Annotated in this window: 15 protein-coding genes and 1 pseudogene; 9 read left to right on the top strand and 7 right to left on the bottom strand. The window is 69.5% G+C overall.

Annotation, left to right across the window (positions count from 1 at the left end; translation table 11 throughout):
* Window positions 1-205: 205 nt before the first annotated feature.
* From AB0I21_RS50190 to AB0I21_RS50165, 6 genes are all read right to left on the bottom strand, one after another.
* Window positions 206-436 carry a hypothetical protein gene (locus tag AB0I21_RS50190; RefSeq protein ID WP_360572010.1) on the bottom strand — a complete coding sequence of 77 codons (231 nt, stop codon included), beginning with the start codon at window positions 434-436 and terminating at the stop codon, window positions 206-208.
* 1248 nt (window positions 437-1684) lie between these two features.
* The gene (locus AB0I21_RS50185; protein ID WP_360572008.1) at window positions 1685-2707 is read right to left on the bottom strand and encodes a LacI family DNA-binding transcriptional regulator; all 1023 of its coding nucleotides are present in this window, start codon (window positions 2705-2707) and stop codon (window positions 1685-1687) included.
* Between the two features lie 458 nt (window positions 2708-3165).
* Entirely contained in the window at window positions 3166-4323 is a 1158-nt protein-coding gene (locus tag AB0I21_RS50180; RefSeq protein WP_360572006.1) for a mandelate racemase/muconate lactonizing enzyme family protein, read from the bottom strand.
* A gap of 5 nt (window positions 4324-4328) precedes the next feature.
* Window positions 4329-5888 carry an aldehyde dehydrogenase (NADP(+)) gene (locus tag AB0I21_RS50175; protein ID WP_360572004.1) on the bottom strand — a complete coding sequence of 520 codons (1560 nt, stop codon included), beginning with the start codon at window positions 5886-5888 and terminating at the stop codon, window positions 4329-4331.
* Complete coding sequence (locus AB0I21_RS50170) at window positions 5885-7411, bottom strand: alpha-N-arabinofuranosidase (protein ID WP_360572002.1); 1527 nt, start codon at window positions 7409-7411, stop codon at window positions 5885-5887. Before AB0I21_RS50170 ends, AB0I21_RS50175 begins: the two co-directional genes overlap by 4 nt.
* The gene (locus tag AB0I21_RS50165; protein ID WP_360572000.1) at window positions 7408-8109 is read right to left on the bottom strand and encodes an FCD domain-containing protein; all 702 of its coding nucleotides are present in this window, start codon (window positions 8107-8109) and stop codon (window positions 7408-7410) included. Before AB0I21_RS50165 ends, AB0I21_RS50170 begins: the two co-directional genes overlap by 4 nt.
* A 555-nt stretch (window positions 8110-8664) precedes the next feature.
* On the opposite strand from AB0I21_RS50165, the gene AB0I21_RS50160 reads away from it, so the two are divergent.
* The 7 genes from AB0I21_RS50160 to AB0I21_RS50130 all read left to right on the top strand — a co-directional run bounded on the left by AB0I21_RS50160 (window position 8665) and on the right by AB0I21_RS50130 (window position 17107).
* Window positions 8665-10113, top strand: a complete 1449-nt coding sequence (locus AB0I21_RS50160) for a substrate-binding domain-containing protein (RefSeq protein WP_360571998.1) — start codon at window positions 8665-8667, stop codon at window positions 10111-10113.
* Window positions 10114-10202: 89 nt separating this feature from the next.
* The gene (locus tag AB0I21_RS50155; RefSeq protein ID WP_360571996.1) at window positions 10203-12134 is read left to right on the top strand and encodes an ABC transporter permease subunit; all 1932 of its coding nucleotides are present in this window, start codon (window positions 10203-10205) and stop codon (window positions 12132-12134) included.
* An 85-nt stretch (window positions 12135-12219) separates the two neighbouring features.
* Window positions 12220-14268, top strand: a complete 2049-nt coding sequence (locus AB0I21_RS50150) for a family 43 glycosylhydrolase (RefSeq protein ID WP_360571994.1) — start codon at window positions 12220-12222, stop codon at window positions 14266-14268.
* A gap of 68 nt (window positions 14269-14336) precedes the next feature.
* Window positions 14337-15230, top strand: coding sequence for a U32 family peptidase (locus AB0I21_RS50145; RefSeq protein WP_360571992.1), 894 nt, complete (start codon window positions 14337-14339; stop codon window positions 15228-15230).
* A 211-nt stretch (window positions 15231-15441) separates the two neighbouring features.
* A complete protein-coding gene (locus tag AB0I21_RS50140) occupies window positions 15442-15882 on the top strand; it encodes a hypothetical protein (protein ID WP_360571990.1) in 441 nt (146 codons plus the stop codon).
* Window positions 15867-16223, top strand: coding sequence for a hypothetical protein (locus tag AB0I21_RS50135; protein ID WP_360571989.1), 357 nt, complete (start codon window positions 15867-15869; stop codon window positions 16221-16223). Before AB0I21_RS50140 ends, AB0I21_RS50135 begins: the two co-directional genes overlap by 16 nt.
* On the top strand, window positions 16220-17107 hold the full coding sequence (locus AB0I21_RS50130) for an extracellular solute-binding protein (RefSeq protein ID WP_360571987.1): 888 nt from the start codon (window positions 16220-16222) through the stop codon (window positions 17105-17107). The genes AB0I21_RS50135 and AB0I21_RS50130 overlap by 4 nt, the downstream gene beginning before the upstream one ends.
* Window positions 17108-17366: 259 nt before the next feature.
* On the opposite strand, the pseudogene AB0I21_RS50125 reads toward AB0I21_RS50130, so the two are convergent.
* A pseudogene (locus tag AB0I21_RS50125) lies at window positions 17367-17894 on the bottom strand (PaaX family transcriptional regulator C-terminal domain-containing protein); the annotation flags it as partial.
* Window positions 17895-18031: 137 nt separating this feature from the next.
* Between AB0I21_RS50125 and AB0I21_RS50120 the strand changes: the two are divergent.
* On the top strand, window positions 18032-20263 hold the full coding sequence (locus AB0I21_RS50120) for a CBM35 domain-containing protein (protein ID WP_360571985.1): 2232 nt from the start codon (window positions 18032-18034) through the stop codon (window positions 20261-20263).
* 55 nt (window positions 20264-20318) lie between these two features.
* Window positions 20319-21770, top strand: a complete 1452-nt coding sequence (locus AB0I21_RS50115) for a GDSL-type esterase/lipase family protein (protein WP_360571983.1) — start codon at window positions 20319-20321, stop codon at window positions 21768-21770.
* Window positions 21771-21776: the final 6 nt, after the last annotated feature.

The following is a 21776-nucleotide window of genomic DNA, read 5'->3' as shown; positions in this document are numbered from 1 at the left end:
CCTATGTGCCAGACGAAGAGTGTTCATGTCAGCCACCCCCCGCCTACCAGCATCCCTCCGGCCGCCGCTATCCGCCTACCTCACGAAGATCCTTAGAAGTGTTCGAATTCGCGCAGGGCGTGCAGGAGGTGTCGTTGGTTCCAGATCAGGGTCCGGTCCAGCAGTTCGTGGCGGCAGGTCCGCACCCACCGTTCCATGATCGCGTTCATTCGGGTGTCTGGATGCCGCTGAGCACGACCCTGATACCCGTGTCGGTGAGCACGGCGTCGGACAGTTCGGGGAACTTGCCGTACCGATCGCGGATCAGGTACTTGGCTTTGGACCCGGCGTCCTCGAGGTCCATGGCGAGGTTTCTCGCGACCTGTGCCACCCAGGAGGCGGTCGGATGCGCGGCGGCTCCCAGGATCCGGATCCGGCGGCTGGCGTGCTCGATCACCGCGAGTACATATATCCGTGTCCCGGTCAGGGTGATCGTTTCGAGGAAGTCGCATGCCAGCATGGCGTCGGCTTGCGACCGCAGGAAGTCCGCCCAGGTGTTGGAGGACCGCTGGAGTGCCGGGTCGATTCCGGTCTCTTGAGGATCTCCCAGACCGTGGACGCGGCGACCTTGACTCCGAGTGCGAGCAGTTCGCCGTGGAGACGTCGGTAGCCCCAGCTGGGGTTTTCCCTGGCCAGGCGTAGCGCCAGGACTTGGATTGACCGTAGCGTGCGTGGCCGGCCGGGGCGCTTGGGTCGCGAGGCGGCCGAGTGGCGACGGGTGACGAGATCGCGGTGCCAGCGTAGGACGGTGTCGGGGCGGACGAGGAGCCGCAGCCTGTGGAGCACATCCAGTGGCAGTTGGTGCAGCAGCGCTGCCAGGACCGCTCGATCGATTGGATCGAACCGCACCCTGTCCTTGCCCAGTTGGCGTTCCAGCACCATGAGCTGGTGGCGTAGGGCCAGGATCTCGGCGTCCTTGTCCCGGTCGCTCATCGGCAGCAATCGCAGGATTGCGAGTGCGTTCGTCACACCGAGGTACGCCAGTCGTAGCAACACGGCGGGCCACTATCTCGCAAGGGGCGTTGCCATGCATGAGGACGGCGCACTCGAACGGGCCGAGATCGCTGATTGGTCGACGAATCGGCCCTGACCAGCGTGGATGACGTTTTCGGCAAGCACAGCGCTGACCGCGACCATTCTGCTCGTCGGGGACGACCCCGGCGATGAGTTGATGGCGCGGGAAGCAAGCTGCCGCAGTACGAGGCTACGTATGTGTCCTCGTGACGCTGTGCGCAGCCGTGGACGCCTACGTGTCCGGGCCCCGGCCATGCGGCCGTTGCTGCGCCATCGCTGTGGAGCAGCATGTAGCCCGCGTAGCCCCGAAGACGTCATCTGCTAAGCAGTCTGTGGTGCCACGCGCCGCCCCCACACGACGGCGGCGCCGGCTCGGGCGCTGACCGAGACTGACGCCTTGGACCTCTTTGCCGTCCTGTCGCTCGTTCAGCGCCGCCTTGGCGGGGCACAAGTGTCTCCGGTCGGATGACGGCGTCGTAGGGCCGTTCGCTTCAGCGGCAACCCTGCGTGACGCCGTTGCGGCGTACAACGCCCTGGCCAGTGGGGCGTCCTCAAGCTGCTCGTGAAGATCCTTCTCTGCCACCGGCCGCACGACCGCGGTGACCGGCTGCTCGTGGTATGGGCCCCCGACCTATGGCCGGGCCGCCGTGCTGTTCCGGATGATCAACGTCGGCGCCACGGCTGGTGCCGACGTGAGACGGTGCGGTGGTTCGGGAGAATCCGCCTCGATGAGTCGCAACAGCGTGGCGACACACCGCCGGCCGATCTCGTCGAAGTCCTGCCGGACCGTCGTGAGTGGCGGCCAGAAGTACTGCGCCTCGGGGATGTCGTCGAAGCCCACGATGCTGACGTCGTCGGGGACCCGGATGCCCTTCTCGTAGAAGGCGCGCAGCATGCCGAGCGCCATCTGGTCGTTGCCGGCGAACACGGCGGTCACCTCCCGCCGTGTCGCGAGTTCGAGGCCAGCGGCATAGCCAGAACGTGCGCTCCAGTCACCGGTCAACACGTTGGGCACCCTGAGACCCGCGTCTTCCAGCGCTGCACACCAGCCTTGGATGCGACCCTGCGACTCCAGCCAATCGGGCGGACCGGCCAGATGCCACACCTCGCGATGGCCGAGCTGAATCAGGTGCTCCACGGCGATTCGTGCGCCGGCCGCCTGGTCGACCGAGATGCTTGGTATCGCGCCGTCCATGTCGGCTTCCACGGTCACGGCTGCCATCGCCGACGGCAGGCTGTGCAACGCTTGTGCGACGGCACGCTGTGGTGCGATCACCACCGCGCCGGCCACGGATTGATCCGCAAGCGTCTCCAACGCTTGAAGAACGCCGATGTGGTCCAGCCGCTCCAGCGTTGAGATGCTGACGCCGTAGCCCTCGGCAATCGCAGCACGCTCGATCCCTCGCAACGTTGCGGCTGGGCCGTGCAGGCTGGTGGCCAGCGTGACGACCCCGACCATGCGGGACCGGCGGCGGGCCAGGCCGCGAGCCATGGCGTTGCGGCGGTAGTTGAGTTGGCGGACCGCATCGAGGACCCGATTCCGGGTGTCACTGCTGACGTTGGGGTGGTCATTGAGCACTCGCGACACCGTCTGGTGGGAGACCTCGGCGAGCCGCGCGACGTCCGTGATCGCCGCTGCGCGGCCGCGAATCATCAGTCCGTCTCCTCTGCTTCCGCTGTCGCCACGCACGCGTTCGCGTATCCCGCTCGACTGCTCGAGGGTGGCGGGGCCGAGCAGCTACTCGGTGGTGCGGCAGTCTGGATTCAAGAGCTCATTCGATCGGCATCCGTGAGCCGCCGTCAGAGCCGTGTCCGGTGCTTGAAATGGTTTGGCCATCGCCTCCGACGCCCGCGTCTACAGCCGGGGGCGTCGGAAGCGACAGATGAACTACGGTGCTGCGAGCTTGCTCGACGCGGTGTTGGCGAGGTCGGCGGGTTGTGGGTCAGCGCCCGCCGGACGGTTGTCTACGGTGCCGGCGCTACCGTCTCCTCAGCTCTTGCTCTCCGGTGGCCGCCAGCACTGCGAGGCGGTGGCCGCTGGTGTCGGCGGCCACCGCCCTGCGGTCCAGGATGCTCGTCAGTGCTGGCACGCCGCCCAGGTTGAAGATCAAGCTAGTGTGCCGAGGCGACGGGGTTGCGTCGCTCCCATCCGGTCTGGACGAGGTTGAAGTGGGCGTTGGTGCGGGGGTGCCGGGCGCAGGCCTCGTGGTCGAGCCGGATGCCGAGCCCGGGTGCCGTCGGGATCGCGAAGTGCCCGTCGACCGGATCGACGGCCGGGGCGCCGTGCACGAGCTCGGCCACCCACGGATCGGCGAAGTCGTTGAAGTGTTCGAGGACCTTGTAGTTCGGCGTCGCCGCGGCCAGGTGCAGGTTCGCGGCGGTCCCGGCGGGGCCGCAGACGTTGTGCGGTGCGACGATCACGTTGTAGGCCGACGCCCAGCCGGCCAGCTTGCGTAGCCCGGTGAAGCCGCCGATGTGGGTGAGGTCGGCCTGGAGGATGTCGACCAACCCGCCTTCGAGCAGCTCCCGGAACTCGGCGACGGCATGGACTCGCTCGCCGGTCGCGATCGGGATGTTCGTGGCTGCTCGGACCTGGCGCAGCCCGAGGATGTCCGATGGCGGGACGGGCTCCTCGATCCACGCCGGGTCGTACCGCTCGATCGCGCGGGCGACCCGGGCCGCGGTCGCCGCGGTGAACCGGCCGTGCATCTCGACCATGAGTTCGACGTCGGGCCCGACGGTGTCGCGGATCGCGCCGAGGATGTCGCAGGCGAGGCGCAGCTGCGCGGCGGGAAGTTCCGCGGTCGCCGCGCCGAACGGATCGATCTTCAGCGCCCGGTAGCCGCGTCCGGTCACCTCGGCGGCCTTCGCAGCGATCGTGGCCGGGTCCCGTTCGCCCTGGTACCAGCCGTTGGCATAGGCGGGGACCCGGTCCCGGAAGACGCCGCCGAGCAGTTGGTGGACCGGGATCCCGCGGTCCTGGGCCACGAGGTCGTGGCAGGCGAGGTCGATCGTGGCCAGGGCGGTCTGGGTGACCTCGCCCGCTCGGGCGTACTCCTCCCAGGTGAACCGCCAGGCGAGGCGTTCGAACTCCGACGGGTCGCTGCCGATGACATAGCGGCGGCAGAGCTCATTGACGCACGCCAGCAGGGTGTCGGTCTTGTTGAGCATGCGAGCCTCGCCCAGGCCGCGCAGTCCATTGTCGGCGATGAGCTCGATGAAGGTGAGCTCCCGCCACGGCGTACCGACGACGGTCGCCTTGACATCCACGATTTTCACTGTGCCTCCGGTGTGTTGTCGGGGAACCCGGCACGTCGGCCGTTGGGGAGTACGAGGCTGCCGTCGATCCGTCGCGGGATCGCCGCAGCGCCGCCCTCGGTTTCGGTCAGCTCGGCGGGCAGGACGGCCGCCGGAGCGTCCTGGTACACGATCGGGCGCAGCCAGCGGCGGATGCTCGTGGCGCCGACGGACGTGTGCGACGGTGCGGTGCTCGCGGGTTGGGGTCCGCCGTGGTGTTGAGCCCAGGCGACGGCCACGCCGGTCGGGAATCCGTTGAAGATGATGCGTCCGGCTTTGGCGCGCATCGTCGTGAGCAGGCTCGAGACGAGCGGCTCGTCGGACTCGGCGGCGTGGACCGTGACGGTCAGCTGCCCCCCGAGTCGGGACAGGGCGGCGGCCAACTCGGCGGTGTCGCGGTAACGGACGACGAGCGCGGCTGGCCCGAACCGCTCTTCGGCCGCTTCCGCCGAGAGGTCGGTGACGTCGACGGAGAACAGTGCCGGCCCGCCGTAGAACCCGCCGGCCTTGCCGTCGGTGGTGACCTCGGCGATCCTGGTGACGCCGGGGGAGCGGCGCCACGCGGCCAGGCCGTCTTGGTAGGCGTCGCGGATGCCGGCGCTGAGCATCACGCCTGGGTCCATGGCCGCGATCCGGTGGCTGAGGTCGAGAACCAGTCGGTCCCCATCGGCGGTGGCCGGGACGAACAACAAGCCAGGTTTGGTACAGAACTGCCCGGTGCCGAGGGTCATTGAGGCGGCGAACCCAGCGGCGATCGCCGTGGCGCGTTCGACGGCCGCGGCGCTGGTGACGATCAGCGGGTTGGTGCTGCCGAGCTCGCCGTAGAACGGGATGGGCGCGGGTCGGCTGTTGGCGATGTCGAACAGCGCCCGGCCGCCGGCCGTGGAGCCGGTGAAGCCGACGGCGGCGATGGCGGGGTGCCGTACCAGGGCTGCGCCGGCGTCGTGGCCGGACACGAGGCCGACCGTGCCCGGTGGCAGCCCATGGTCGGCCAGGACCGCTCGAAAGACCTGGTGGCAGGCCGCCGATGTGGCGGGGTGGGCCGGGTGGGCCTTGACGACCACGGGGCAGCCGGCGGCGAGCGCGCTGGCCGTGTCCCCGCCGGGGACGCTGAACGCGAGCGGGAAGTTGCTGGCGCCGAAGACGGCCACTGGACCGATCGGCACGAGCATGCGGCGCAGGTCCGGTCGAGGACCGATCGGGGTGTCCGCGGCGTGGTCGATGGTGGCCTCGAGGTAGGCACCGTCGGTGAGCACGTCGGCGAACAAGCTGAGCTGCAAACTGGTGCGAGTCAGTTCAGTGTTGAGGCGGTCGGTGCCGAGGCCGGTCTCGGCGTCGGCCAGGCCGACGATGCGGGCCCGGTTGGCCTCGAGGGCGTCGCCGAGCGCGTCGAGCAGCCGTGCCCGGCCGTCGCGGCCGAGAGCCTCCAGCTCTGGTGCGGCTGCGGCGGCGGCCGCGCAGACGTGGTCGATTTCGGCGGGGCCTGTGTCGGACAGTGGGGAGGACAGGAGCTTACCGGTACGGACGTCGATGCTCATGCCGGCACCTCGTGTCGTTCGGTCATCCAGCGCAGGACGGTCCAGGACACCGGCGGTACCGTCACGACGACTCCGTCGGTGTGGTGCTCGACGCGGTCGTTGGGCTGCGGGCAGACCCGATCTGGTGCGTCGGCGGCGTTGTACGCGTACGGATCCGGGTCGCTCAGCGTCAGGCATTCGGTGACGTCAACCGGCCCGCCGGCCACGTCGATCACAACCTCGGCGGGCTCCGTGGCGCTGCGGTTGACCAGGAACACAGCGCCGGTGCCGGTCTGGTCGTCCCAGGTCGCCACCGCATCGACGGCCTCGACGACACCGAACCGGTCGGTGGTGGCGGTCGCCCCGCGCGGCCGGCCGTCGAGTACCACCCCGCCGGCGTGTCGTGCGGTGAGCGCGAACGGGTGGAAGATCGTCTGCCGCCACGCCGGGCCGCCCGGCTCCGTCATGATCGGCGCGATCACGTTGACGAGCTGGGCCTGGCAGGCCGCCGTCACCCGGTCGCTGTGCCGCAGCAGACTGATCAGGAGTCCGCCGACCACCACCGCGTCGGCGAGGTTGTACCGGTCCTCGAGCAGCCGCGGTGCCGTCGGCCAGTGCTCCCCGGCCGGGGGAACGGACGGCTCGGCCCGCTGGTACCACACGTTCCACTCGTCGAACGCGATCATGATCTTCTTCGTGGACCGGCGGATCGCGCCGACGGAGTCCGCGATTGCCGTCACCGAGTCGATGTAGCGATCCATGTCCTCGGCGCTGGCGAGGAAGCTCGCCAGGTCGTCACCGGCCTGGTGGTAGTAGGCGTGCAGGGAGATGTAGTCAACGTGGTCGTAGGCCTCGGTGAGGACGTCACGTTCCCAGGCGCCGAATGTCGGCATGGCGGAGTTCGACGAGCCGCACGCCACCAGTTCCAGGCTGGGGTCGAAGCGTCGCATCGCCTGGGCGGTCTGCGTAGCGATCCGGCCGTAGTCTGCGGCAGACCGCCCGCCGACCTGCCATGGGCCGTCCATCTCGTTGCCGAGGCACCACATCCGAATGCCGTGCGGGTCCTCGGTTCCGTTTGAACGACGAAGGTCGGCGAAGTGGCTGCCGGCGCGGTGGTTGGCGTACTCCAGCAGGTCGAGGGCCGACTCGACGCCGCGGGTGCCGAGATTGACGGCCATGATCGGCTCGATGCCGGCCTTGCCCGCCCAGCGCATGAACTCGTCCAGGCCGAACTCGTTGGTCTCCAGGCTGTGCCAGGCGAGGTCGAGCCGGGCCGGTCGTGTATCGCGGGGGCCGATGCCGTCCTCCCACCGGTACGAGGAGACAAAGTTCCCGCCGGGGTATCGCACGGTCGTCACGCCCAGTTCACGCACGAGCGCCAGCACATCGGCCCGGAAGCCGTCGGCGTCGGCGGTGGGATGGCCGGGCTCGTAGATGCCGCCGTAGACACACCGGCCGAGATGCTCCACGAACGAGCCGAACATGCGCCGCTGCACTGGGGCGAGGCGGCGTTGCAGGTCCAAGGTAAGAGTCGCCCGGTTCATGCGGGTGACCCTTCGTCGTCGCCCAGCAGTTGCGATGGCAGCCCCAGCGCGGCGTAGAGGGATTGTTCGGTTTGGGCCAGGTGGTCGCGCATCGCGGCTGCCGCTCCCGCTGGGTCGGCATCGACGACACAGCGCAGGATTGCCGCGTGCTCGTCGATGACCTGGATCAGCGGGCGCCCCCGCACGACGTGTCCCCGCCGGCTCTGCAGGCGACTGTTGTGCAGGGGCTGTTGCATCGCCTCGATGAGGAACGTGAGGATGCGGTTCCCGCTGGCCGCGGCGAGTGCCTCGTGGAACCGGACGTCGGCCGCGTTGAACGCCGTGGGGTCGTCGATCGAACGGCGCATGGCGGCCAGTGACTCCTCCATGGCGAGCACGGCCATCCGACTGGACCGGGTCGCTGCGAGCCCAGCAATGTGTGTCTCGATGGCCCGCCGCGCCTCGAGCAGGTCGAGGTAGTTGCGGGGGTCCATCCGCACGCTGGCGGCGAAGAAGTCTTCGATCGCAATGGCGCTCAGTGGCGCGATCACCGGTCGTCGGCCTTGACGGACCTGGATGAGCCCGCGGGCCTGGAGGCTCTTGAATGCCTCTCGCACCGTCAGGCGACTGACGCTCAGCTCCTCGGCGAGTTCCGACTCCGACGGCAGCGGCGACCCAGGCTCGGCTCCACCGAAGACCAGCCGCTCGAGTTCGGACACAACGCGTTCATGGGCGTTCAGGGCAGGCTCCTTTGTGGCCAGGCAGGGGGACGGCATCGAGATAGCTCATCAGATGTCAGTAGTGCAACTCGTCATATGAGTGCGTGGGCTGAACCGTACAACACGATCGATCTGTGCGGGAGTCCCCACTTCAGGAAGTTTCCTGTAGCTAGCGGGGGTGGATTTTTGTAACGAGATGGTAAACCACCCATCTGATGTGTTGACACCTGCTTGGAGGCGGCAGAGGATCGCTAGCCAACCGGTCTCGCACACCCCAATCAGGAGCCGGCACCTCACACCCGACCGCTGACTGCTTGCGGCGCGCCCGTCCGGATCGGTGCGCGCCGCCACGACAACCACAGTCGCCGTCCACCGGATTATGGCGCAGCACTGGCCGCTCGTCGGCCGTACCGACCGGTTCCGGCGACGCCGCGTCCCCGATAGCCCGTTGGAACCGTCGCCGGACCACGCCCTTGTTGCGGGTCCCGAGGCGGCCATCACCAGCGTGCACCCCCGCACGCATACATTGGAAGGTGAAGGATGAAGCATCCTGCGATGGATCGTCGTCAGTTCCTTCGGGGAGCGCTCGTCGCGGGCGCCGCGACCGCGGTTCCCGGGCTGGCCGCCTGCCAGACGGAGGCCGGACGCAACCGGACCAGCCCGACGCCGGGGACGGCGGCCGGCGTGCCACAGGAGCTGATCGACGAGGCGGCGCAGTTCAAGGGCAGCCCGGCGAACACGCTGTCCCAGAAGCAGTACCTGGAGAGTGCCAACGGCGCGATCGACCGCGCGGTGAAGCAGTTCGCGAGCCAGACCGGCGCCACCATCAACAACGTCGTCGTCAACACCGACGAGGGCAACTTCATCGCCAAGCAGGACGCCGCGGTCAAGGCCGGCAATGTCCAGGACATGGCGTTCGTCGCCGCGTCCCGGTTCGTGGCCCAGATGCACGATCTCGACGACATCCTGGACGTCACCGCCGAGGTCGAGCAGCTGCAGCAGAAGTACGGCGCCGTCGGCGCGGCAGCCGAGGCCAACCTGAAGATCGACGGCAAGTGGTGGGGGATCCCCTACTACACGATCGGTGGCGGCGGCTGGTGGCTGCGCAAGGACTGGCTCGAGGCGAAAGGCATCACCCGGGAGCAGCTCAAGTCCTTCCAGGACCTGCGCGGGGCGATGCTGGAGATCTCCGACCCGGCGCAGAAGCGGTACGGCTGGGGCGTGTCGGTCAACCGCAGCAACGACGGCAACGTGCTCATCGAGTCGGTCATCAACCACTGGGGCGGCTCCTTCACCGCCGACGACGGCCGCAAGGTCGTGTTCAACTCGCCGGAGACGGTGGCCGCGGTGCAGTTCCTGGCCGAGACCTACACCGATCCGAAGTACAAGAACATGCTGCCTCCCGGTGTCATGAGCTGGACGGACACCGGCAACAACGAGGCCTGGCTGGCCGGCATCGTCGGCGGCACGCTGAACAGCGCCAGCATCTACGCCCAGTCGAAGAGCACCGGGAACCCGGTCTACAACAACACCTGGGCGTTCGCCGGCTTCACCGGGCCGGGCACCGACAAGCCGCTCAACGCCATCAATGTCGACACCATGGCGTTCGTGGTGTTCAAGGGAAGCAAGAACCCCGGGCTCGCGAAGGTCCTCGCGAAGTACCTCGTTGCCAACGACGCGTTCCTCAACCTGGCGAAGGAGGCCGGTGCCCTGGTCTACCCGGCGTACGAGAAGATCTGGGACGCCGATCCCTTCTACCGTACCGGCGACCCGTATTTCCCGGTCGCGCACTCCCTCGTGACCGCCGACCTGCCGTTCCGGACCACCACCGGCTACAACTTCCCGCAGCCGGCCAGTTCCGGCCGCAACGCGGCGCTGTCGGCGTACATCCTCACCGACATGATGGGCGAGATCATCCAGAAGGGAACGGCTGTTCCGGCCGCGGTCGCCACCGCGCACCAGCGTATCGTGCAGGCGTTCGAGCAGCTGGGCATCAAGCAGTGAGCAGCGCCTTGCGGGAGGTCCGGCCCGACCCGAGGCCGCCGATCGCGAAACCCGCGCCGCCTGGCCGGTCCGGGCTTCTCGCGAGGCGGATGCTCGGGCATGACTGGCGGATCGGGTACCCGTTCGTCGGGCCGATGGTGCTGCTGCTCGGCGGTCTCATCGCCATCCCGTTCTTCGACGCCATCCGGCTGAGCTTCACTGCCCGCCAAGGCAACCGGAACGTGGTCGTCGGGTTCGACAACTACGTCAACCTGTTGTCCGATCCGTTCTTCCGCACGGCGGTGGCCAACACCTTCGTCTACACCGCGTGGTCGGAGGTGTTCAAGGTGGCGGCCGGGCTCGTCGCCGCACTGCTGCTGCACCACCTGCGCCGTGGACGGTCGATCGTGACCGGCCTCGTGCTGCTGCCCTGGATCATCCCGACGGTGGTCACCGCGGTGTCCTGGCGGTCGCTGTTCGACCCGATCTTCGGCAGTCTCAACGAGGTCCTGACGGCGACCGGGATCGGCCCGCTGCTGGCCACCCTCAACGTCCTGCCCGACTGGCCGGCCGCATGGCTGTCCGATCCGGACCTGGCGATGGCGTCGGTGACCGTGGTGAACGTGTGGAAGGGTATTCCGTTCTTCGCCATCAACTTCCTCGTCGGCCTCAAGGCGATCGACAACCAACTCTACGAGGCGGCGGCGGTCGACGGTGCGTCTTCGTGGCGGCGGTTCCTCCACGTGACCCTGCCCGGGCTTCGCTACGTCATCCTGGTCACCGTTCTGCTCTCCACGATCTGGACATTCAACAACTTCGACCTCGTCTGGCTGCTCACCCAGGGCGGGCCGGGCAGTTCGACCTCGCTCTACACGATCTTCGCCTACCAGACCGCCATCACCCAGCTCCAACTCGGTCTCGGCTCAGCGGCGGCGATCCTGCTACTGCCGATCTCGGCGCTGCTGATCTGGATCCTCACCCGGTACCTGCGGGCCGACGGCGGCCGGCCCGACGGGACCCGCCGCGGGCGGCTGCTGGGCCGGGCCGGCCGGCCGCTGCTGTACGCCACCGGGATCGGGCTGCTGGCCGTGTTGTTCTACCTCGACGCCAACCTGTTCATCCGGTGCGGCATCGGTGTCCTCGTCATCGTCGGGCTCGGCATCGGCTTCGCGTCCGGCGCCGAGGCACTCGGGCAGATCCGCTCGCGCAGCATCCACGGCAGCTGGCTCGGCCGGATCCCGTTGTGGGTGGCGAACGCCATGTTGCTGTCGTTCATCCTCGCCCCGCTGTACTGGGTCGTGGTCACGGCCTTCAAGTCCGAACTGCAGATCACCACCCGAGAAAGCCTGCTGTGGCCCCAGCCGTGGACCAGCGACCAGTTCTACGCGCTGTTCCTCGACCATCCGTTCGGCACCTGGTTCCGCAACACGGTCATCGTCGCGACGGTGTCCACGGCGGTGGCCGTCCTTCTCGCCGCCTTCTCCGCCTACGCCCTGGCCCGCCTGAAGTTCCGCGGGGCGGGCGCGCTGACCGGCATCGTGCTGCTGACCTACGTGATGCCGGCCGCCCTGCTGTTCATCCCGCTCTACCGCATCCTCAGCGCGTTGCACCTCACCGACTCGCTGGGCGCGCTGCTCATCGCCTACCCCACGTTCACGCTGCCGTTCGCATGTTGGTTCCTGCTGGGCTACTTCCGGGGCATCCCGTTCGAACTGGAAGAGGCGGCGATGACCGACGGGGCGACCCGTTTCGGGGCGTTCTACCGGATCATCGTGCCGATCGCCCGGCCGGCGCTGCTGACCGTGGGCCTGTTCACGCTCACCAACGCGTGGAACGAGTTCCTGTTCGCCTACGTGTTCATCACCGACGAAAGCCAGAAGACCCTGCCACTCGGCCTGCAAGGAATGATCATCGGCGACATCGTCCCGTGGGGACAGCTCTCCGCGGCGTCGATCCTCATCAGCGTGCCCGTGGTCGTCGCCTATGGCTGGGCACAACGCTTCCTGGTCGACGGATTGTCGGCCGGAGCGGTCAAAGGTTGAACCCTCCCATCACGCACCGCATCACACACCCCACGCACCACCTGTACGACCCCGTATCGACCCCGTATCGACCCGGAGGAACGCAGTGAGACTTGTCAAAGCCGGCCTCGCTATGGCGCTGATCGCGTCGTTGCTGAGTGTCGGAGCACCCGCCAGTGCGGAGCAGTCGAATGCCGAGCCGCAGGGCCAGTTACCCCTGACCGGCAGCGTCGGCACCCACGACCCGACCCTCTACAAGGACGACACGACCTACTACGTCTCCGCCACCGGCGGCGGCATACTCAGCGCTCCCACCATGAACGGCCCGTGGACCAGCCGCGGCACCGTGCCGACGGCGAGCTGGACCAGGTCCTGGCCGGGTCTCAACGGTGGCCTGTGGGCGCCGAGCGTGCACCGGGTCGGCGACACGTTCTACTACTACTACGCCGTCTCCAACTTCGGCACCAACACCTCGGCCATCGGCCTGAAGACCACCAAGACGCCCGGCAACCCGGCTAGCTACATCGACCACGGCGCCCCGGTCATCACCTCCGGCGGCGCCGACCCGGGCCGCAACGCCACCTACAACGCGATCGACCCGGCTATCCAGCAGGACGCGAACGGCGCCTGGTGGCTGGTGTTCGGCTCCCACTTCGCCGGCATCTACGTCGTACAGCTCGGCGCAGACCTGGCGACCACCGTCGGCGAGCCGCGCCTGGTGGCCCACCGCGGCAGCGACGCATTCCCCGTCACCACACCGGGCTGCCCGTTCCCGCAGGCGACCTGCCCCAACCTCAACCGCATCGAGGGCGCCTCGATGTTCAAACGCGGCGAGTGGTACTACCTCATGGCCGCCTGGGACTGGTGCTGCCGCGGCAACGCCAACGACAACACCTACAAGATCATCATCGGGCGCTCGAAGTCCATCGACGGCCCGTTCCTCGACAAGAACGGTGTCAACCTCGCCCACGGCGGCGGCAGCATCATCCTCAACACCCGCACCGCTCAGCCTGGCGTGACCCCGACCGGCCTGTACCGAGCCCCCGGCGCACCGGAAACATTTATCGAGGACGGCGTCTACTGGCTCAGCTATCACGCCTACCGGCCGGGCAACACCCTGGGCATCCGGCCGATGAACTGGCAGGGCGACTGGCCGTACTTCAACGAGGCCACCGGACCCTACGCACTGCGCGACGGCGGATACTACCGTCTGATCAACCAGGACGGCATCATCAGCAACCCCAACAGCCTGCAGAACCCGGTCGCCAGCAACCGGTGCCTCACCGCGACCCCCAACGGTGACGTCGTCCAGAGCACCTGTGACGGCGGCAACGGCCAGGTGTGGCGCCTCGAGGACGCCGGCGACGGCTTCTGGCGGTTCCGCAGCGCCGACCGTGCGGCCGGGCACTGCCTCACCATGGCCAACGGTTCCGGCACTGTCGGTACCGACGTCGTCGTGTCCGCCTGCGCCGACGGCCGCGTCCTGCAGCAGTGGTCGCTCGACGACACCGGCCACGGCTTCCACCGGGCCACCGTCAAGGGCGCGAACCTCTCCGTCGAGGTCGAGAACAGCTGCGCGCCCACCCTGTCGTACAACTGCGACGGTGTCATCGGCACCAACGTTGTCGGCGGCTTCATCCGTAACGGCGACCACACCTCCGGCAACCTGACCCAGGCCGCGAAGTGGCCCGCTCAGCAGTGGCAGCTGTCGGCCGCCGAGGCGCCGGCGAGCGGGTGCACGACCACCATCACCGGCCGCCACAACGGCCCGCTGACCGTGACCGGCACGCTCTGCGTGCGCGGCGGCACGATCAGCGGACCGGTCACCGTCCGTCCCGGCGCGGCCCTCGACGCGGTCGACGCGACCTTCAACGGCCCCGTCTCCGCCAGCGGCGCGGCGTGGGTCAGCCTCATCGGCGGCCGGGTCAGCGGCCCCGTGTCTGTCACCGGGACCACCGGCGGTGTCGCCCTCATCGGCGCACAGGTCTCTGGGCCGGTGTCCCTGACGAACAACACCGGCGTCGTGCCGGCCGTCGTGTCCGGCGGCACCATCTCCGGCCCGCTCTCCTGCACCGGCAACACCCCGGCACCGACCGCCGACGGAACCGCCAACACGGTCCGCGGCCCGCGCTCCGGGCAGTGCGCCAACCTCTAGCACCACTGCTCCCCGGGCCGGCTCGCCATCGCGGGCCGGCCCGGGACCGCTTCGAAGGGACGTATAGTATGAACACCACCCGATCGCTACTCACGACGCTCGGCCTGCCGGCCGGGGCGGGTGACCCGCCGCGCTCGTCCACGCAGCGGTTCGACGACGGCACGCAGTACCGCATCGAGATCCCTTCGGTGGAAGGCCCTGACGCGTTCGAAGCGGTCCTGGAGGAGGCCGAGCGGCACGACGTCCGAGTCCGCCGGATCAGCCAGGGCAGCGGCATCATGCTGCTGACCGATGCGGAGATCACCCGCATGGGCGAACTCGGCCGGCAGCACGACGTCGAGGTCTGCCTGTTCACCGGCCCCCGCGCAGGCTGGGACACCGGCATCCAGGCCAGCACCCCGTCAGGAAAGGCCCTCGGCGCCAGCCTCCGCGGCGCTGAACAGCTCGTCTATGGCATCGAGGACGTCCGCCGAGGCTGTGACCTCGGCCTGCGCAGCGTCCTGGTGGCCGACCTCGGCCAGCTGTGGGTGCTGGCGCGGATGAAGGAGTCTGGCGACCTGCCCGCGGACCTGGTGCTCAAGGTGTCCGTCTCGCTTGCCGTCGCCAACCCGGCCACCGCCCGGGTGCTGGCCGACCTCGGCGCCACCACCCTCAACCTGCCCGTCGACCTGCCCGTTGCCGACATCGCCGCGATCCGGTCGGCCGTGTCCATCCCGCTCGACATCTACATCGAGGGCCCCGACGACTTCGGCGCGCCGGTGCGCTACTACGAGCTGCCCGGGATCGTCCGGGTCGCCGCACCCGTCTACGCGAAGTTCACCGTCCGCAACGCGCCGAGCATCTACCCGTCCGGGCAGCATCTGCAGAAGGTGGCGATCGACACCGCCCGGGAACGGGTGCGCCGCGCGGCGATCGGCGTCGCGATGATCCGGCGGCACTATCCGGAGGCCATCGGCCCCTGAAGAGTCCTGAACCGCCGTTGCCTGAGGCTGGACGAGCCTGCAGGCCGGCATCGGGTGCCGGGTCCGGATCTCCGGCCACGACGGAAGCCGTGCCGACATCCTCGTGCTCGACGAGCCTTCCGCCCGTCAACTGACCCGCGGCCGCTGCTAAGACGCCGATCGCCTCGTCCTGAGCGTCGCGCCCGCGATCGTCGACGGCGACGCGGTCACAGTGTACGGCGCGGCAGCGGATGCGGACGTCCTGCTGTACCCGCCGCTGTCGGAGGCCGGCACCGGTGGCTGGCTGTTCGGCCGATACCCGGTGGGCGGCACCGGCCCGGTGTCCGCCCCGGCGCAGGTACGCCTGCTCGCCGCCGAGGGGCCGGCCCGTGAACCGGTCGTCGATCCGGCCTCCGGCAACGCGTCCGCCCCTACCGACGCGGACTTCGACGCCGCCGCCGTGTACGAGATCGACGTCCCGGCGGAACTCCTCGACGGCGACGACGAGACGCTGCTGCGCATCGACTGGACCGGTGACGTGGGCCGCGCGTACATCGGTGACACCCTGGTGGCGGACCAGTTCTGGTGCGGATCGGTCTGGGAGATCGGCCTGCGCCGCCACTGGGAGCATTGCGCGGCGCGGCCGGGATCACCGCGGTGGAGATCGCGCTGACCACACCGGGTGCCCGCGACGCCATCGCGGCGGCACGATCGGCGCCACGCGGACTCGTGATCGGCGCCGGCACCGTGCTCGACGCCGTGCAGGCCCGGGCCGCCGCCGAGGCGGGCGCCGCCTATCTGGTCACACCGGCGGTCGTGCCGGAGGCCATGGGCGCCGGGGTGCCGGTCGTGTGCGGCGCCCTGACGCCGACCGAGATGCTGGCCGGCGGCATCGCCAAGCAGCTCCTCGTGCCGCTGGACGACCTGATCGCCCCGGTCAAGGACGACTTGCTGCGCACGCCCCGTACGCCTACGACGGCAAGGTCTACGCGCTGGAGTCCGACACCTGCGTGAGCGTGCTGTACTACCGCGAGGACGAGTTCACCAAGAACGGCATCCCCGCCGACGTCGCCACCTGGGAGGATCTCGCCACGATCGGCGCGAGCCTGCATTCGCGCACCGGGCAGTCCCTCGGCGTGGTCGCGACCGGTGACAACGGCTCCATCGCCAACCAGTACCTGCAGTTCCTGCTGCAGCGCGGCGGCGGATTCTTCAACGACAAGGGAGAACTGCTCCTGGACAGTCCCGAGGCGGTGCAGACGATCGAGTTCATGGCGAAGGGGCTGCAGTCCGGGTTCCTGCTCGGCGTGCCCGACCCGTACGGCGCGCCGAACACCGCCGCGCTGAAGGAGGGCAAGCTCATCGCCATCGCGATGCCCAACTGGTACGACGTGTATGGCCTGCAGCTGGCCGCCGGCACCGCGACAGTGACCATCAAGGCCGCCAGCGGCAACGGCTACCTGTCCGTGGACGGCCTCTCGCTGGTCAGGACATCCGGCGGTACACCGCAGGCTGGGCGGTTCGAGGCGGAGACGGCGCCGGCGGTGTGCCAGGACATGATCGACTCGGACCGGGGCGGGTTCTCCGGCAGTGGCTATTGCAACGGCGACGCCGCTGTGGGTGCGTACGCGCAGTTCACCGTGAACGCCACCGCCGCCGGCACCGCCACGGTCGGCATCCGCTGGGCCAACGGCGCCGCCACCGCCCGGCCGGCGAACGTCGTCGTCAACGGCGTCACCGTCACCTCGGCGCAGTTCGCCTCCACCGGCGCGTGGAACACCTGGTCCACGACCACCGCGACCGTGCCGGTCACCGCTGGCAGCAACACCATCCGCATCGACCCGACCACCGCCAACGGCCTGCCCAACATCGACTACCTGGAGGTCTCTGGCGTATGAGCACCGGGAAGGTCCGGCACCGGAGGGGGGACGGGACACACCCGGCGTCCCGTCCCCCCGGCCTCAGCGGTTGGCAGCGTCCTCGGCTGCCGTGCGGCGGACGCCGGCGGCCATGGCGGCGACGGTGTGTGCCTGGACAGCCGGGCACGGTTCCCCCGTCATGCCGGTGACCGTGGCGCGCACGTGCTGCTGCGCCGGCTGCAGGAGCCCGTCGTAGATGGCGACGAAGATCTCCCGGGCGCGCCGGCGGGGCCCAATCGGGCGGCATCAGGCGATCGGGGATCATCGGATCGAGGATCGGGAATCTGCGGTAGACATTCATCACCTCCGTGCGGGCGCGGACCGCCGCGGCGCCGGTGATCGCGCCGGCTGCGATCCGTGGCAGCAGCGGGCTCCACCGGTCGATGAAGGTCGCGTACTCCTTCGCGATCGCGGGCAGGTCCCAGGCTTCGACCGGGTGCCGGTCGAAGTCCGTGCGCAGATCCTGGTGCCGGGCGCGGAAGACCGTCACGGAGCCGAGCGCGGCGGCCGACAGTGCCGCCCAGGCCTCCGGCGGCAGCGGGTCCGGGGAGATCCACGCGCCGTCGTAGAGGGGCGCGAAGCGACTCCACCGCAGGTGGTCCCTGAGCGCCCGGCGCCGGGCGCTCTCCTGCTCCGGGATGGAGAAGAGCACGACGGTCCACGAGCCGTCCCAGGAAGCGGGGTCCGCGCCGTCGCGGGCGATCGCGGTCCCGCCCTTGGACAGGTCGGTCGCGGCACCGTCGGTCAGCCGGTACGAGCAGGTCACCGCTACGAGACCGCGAGTGGGTCCGCAAGGCGATGCGTCAGCGGCGTCGCCGTTCGGGGTCGCGTCCTCGTGAGCGCTCACGCCCCAGGTTCGCCCGCCATTCGCTGCGGCGCGACCATGAACCTTTGGAGATCGAGATGTTTTCACGCAGGCAGCGCATCGCGCTGCTGTCCGCCTGCGCGGCGGTGACCGTCGGCGCCGGCGTCGCCGTGGTCACCACCGCGTTCGCCGCGGCGACCCGCTACGAGGCGGAGACCGCCCCGGCCACCTGTGACGGTGTGGTCGAGTCCAACCACGCCGGCTACTCCGGCAGCGGGTTCTGCAACACCAACAACGCGGTCGGCGCCGCCGTGCAGTTCACCGTCACCGCGTCCACGACCGGGCCGGCGACCATCGGCATCCGGTACGCCAACGGCACCACCGACAACCGTCAGGCGGACATCGTCGTCAACGGCGCGGTGGTGCAGGCCGCAAGCACGTTCGCCGGCACCGGCGCCTGGACGACCTGGACCACCAAGATGCTCACCGCCACGCTGAACGCCGGCAACAACACGATCCGGCTGAGCCCGACCACCGCCGCGGGCCTGGCCAACATCGACTACGTCGACGTCGAGGCCGGCGGCACCACGCCGTCGAGCCCGCCGCCCCCGGCGGGCAACGCCAAGCAGATGGAGGATCTGGACCGCGGCCTCATCTCGGTGCGCTCGGGCTCCGGCAACCTGGTGTCGTGGCGGCTGCTGGGCACCGAGGCGCTCACCACCGGGTTCAACCTGTACCGTGGCGGCACCCGCATCGCGACGGTGACCACCGGCACGAACTATCTGGACGCGGGTGCCGCCGCGGACGCGTCCTACACGGTGCGGGCCGTCGTCGGCGGCACGGAGCAGGCGGCATCGCCCGCGTCGCTGCGGTTCGCGAACGGCTACCTCGATGTGCCGATCTCCTCGCCCGGCTCTGGGTACGCCGCCAATGACGCGTCGGTGGGTGACCTGGACGGCGACGGGCAGTACGAGATCGTGCTGAAGTGGGACCCGGCCGACGCGAAGGACAACTCGCAGTCCGGGGCGACCGGCGTCGTGTACGTGGACGCGTACCGGCTCAACGGGCAGCGGCTGTGGCGGATCAACCTCGGCCGCAACATCCGCGCCGGCGCCCATTACACCCAGTTCCAGGTGTACGACTACGACGGCGACGGCAAGGCCGAGGTCGCGATGAAGACCGCCGACGCCACCGTGGACGGCACCGGCCGGGTGATCGGCAACGCCTCGGCGGACTACCGAAACGCCGACGGGTACGTGCTGTCCGGGCCGGAGTTCCTGACGATGTTCAACGGGCAGACCGGCGCGGCGATGTCCACTGTGGACTACGTGGTGCCGCGCGGGACCGTGTCCTCGTGGGGGGACAGCTACGGCAACCGGGTCGACCGGTTCCTGGCCGGGACCGCCTACCTCGACGGGCAGCGGCCCAGCCTGATCATGGCCCGTGGCTACTACACCCGGTCCGTCATCGTCGCGTGGGACTTCCGCAACGGGGCCCTGACCCGCCGGTGGACGTTCGACAGCAACGCCAACAGTGGGTACGCGGCGCAGGGCAACCACCAGCTCTCTGTCGCCGACGTGGACGCCGACGGCCGGGACGAGATCATCTACGGGTCGACGGCCGTGGACGACAACGGCAACCGGCTGTGGAACACCGGCAACGGCCACGGCGACGCCATGCACGTCGGTGACCTGGACCCGTCCCGGCCGGGCCTGGAAGAGTTCAAGGTCGACGAGGACGGCAGCAAGCCGTCGTCGTGGATGGCCGACGCCCGCACCGGGCAGATCCTATGGAGCACCCCCGCCAACGGCGACAACGGCCGCGGCGTGTCCGGCGACATCTGGTCCGGCAGCGCCGGCGCCGAGTCCTGGTCCGCGGCCGCCGACGGCGTCCGCAACCCCAAGGGGACCGTCGTCGCCTCGCGCAAGCCGAGCTCGATGAACTTTCTGGCCTGGTGGGACGGCGACACCACCCGGGAACTGCTCGACGGCACCCACATCGACAAGTACGGCACCTCCGGCGACACCCGCCTGCTGACCGCCTCCGGCGTGCACTCCAATAACGGCACCAAGTCCACGCCGTCGCTGTCCGGTGACATCCTCGGCGACTGGCGCGAAGAGGTCATCTGGCCCACCTCCGACAACACGGCGCTGCGCATCTACAGCACCCCGACCCAGACCTCGACGCGGCTGTTCACGCTCATGCACGACCCGCAGTACCGGTGCGCGATCGCCTGGCAGAACACCGCCTACAACCAGCCGCCGCACCCGTCGTACTTCATCGGCAGCGGCATGAGCACGCCGGTCCAGCCGAACATCTACGTCCGCTGATCAACCGTCCGCCCGGCCGGGGCCTGCGGGTTCCGGCCGGCGGGGAGGAGCGTCCATGCGATTGAAACCTTTCATCCTCGGTATGGGTCTGCTGGCCGGCGCCGGCGTGATCGTCGTGGTCACCGCCGGCACCGGATCCGCAGCGGTGACCCGCTACGAGGCCGAGAGCGCACCCGCCACGTGCGCCGGCGCCATCGAGTCCAACCACGCCGGCTACTCCGGCACCGGATTCTGCAACGGCGACAACGCGGTGGGCGCGGCCGTGCAGTTCACCGTGTCCGCGGCCACCGCCGGCACCGCAACGCTGGGCATCCGGTACGCCAACGGTGGCACCGCCAACCGGCCGGCCGACCTGCTCGTCAACGACGCCGCCGGGCAGCCCGCCACCGCCTTCGACCCGACCGGCGCGTGGACGACCTGGACCACGAAGACGCTCACCGCCACGCTGCACGCCGGCAACAACACCATCCGGCTCACCGCCACCACCGCTGCCGGCCTGCCCAACATCGACTACCTGGCCGTCGAACCCGGCGCCGGACCGTCGGCGCCGGGCCGGCCACCCGAGTGCACGGGAAGCTCACCCATCGTCTGCCACTATGGTGTCGCCCCCGGCAACTACACGGTCACCGCCTGGATCGGTGACAGCGCCGGCGCCGGCAACACCTCGATGTCGGTCGAGGCGCGCCGGCGGATCCTGCCGGCGGTGAGCACCGCGGCCGGGACCATCACGCGGCACCAGTTCACCGTCAACGTCCGCCAGCCGGAAGGCCAGCCGACCGGGCAAGGCGGCACCGGCAACCCGGGACTGGACATCACCTTCGCCGGCGCCGCCCCGCGACTGTCCGGGCTGACCATCCAACAGGCCGCCAACCCACTCGCCGTCTACCTGGCCTGCGACTCCACGGTGTGCGACCAGCCCGCCGCCCCGTACCCCGGCTGGGGCCAGATCCTGCCGACCCACGTGACACCGGGCACGGTCGTGGCCAACTACGCCGACTCGGGGGAGAGTTCCGGCAGCTTCCTGGGCAACGCGGCGCTGTTCCCGGCGCTCAAGTCCCGGATCAGGGCGGGCGACCTCGTCCTCATCCAGTTCGGGCACAACGACAAGTCCACGACGGCCGCGGCCTTCCGCAGCAACCTCACCTCGATGATCAATCAAGTGCGGGAGCGCGGCGGCGTGCCGGTCCTCGTCACCCCGCCGGTCCGGCGGCTGTTCAGCGGCGGCCAACTGACCGGCACCGCGCTGCACGTCAACGGCGCCGGCGCGAACCTGCCGGCCGAGATGCGCAGCCTCGGATCCGCGCTCAACGTGCCCGTGATCGACCTGACCGCCAAGAGCGAGGCCCTCGTCGAGTCGCTGGGCGAGGCCGGATCCGCGGCGCTCTACCTGCGTGCGTCGGTGGACGGGGTCACCGACAACACGCACTTCTCCGAGTACGGCGCCGGCCGGATGGCCGACCTCGTCGTGCAGGGCATGCGCGAACGCAACCTTCCCGGAATCGGCTGAGGAGGC

The organism is Dactylosporangium sp. NPDC050588, assembly GCF_040654975.1.
GTDB lineage: Bacteria > Actinomycetota > Actinomycetes > Mycobacteriales > Micromonosporaceae > Dactylosporangium > Dactylosporangium maewongense.
The sequence above is the reverse complement of the archived record's forward strand: the minus strand, read 5'-3'. Positions and strand labels throughout refer to the sequence as shown.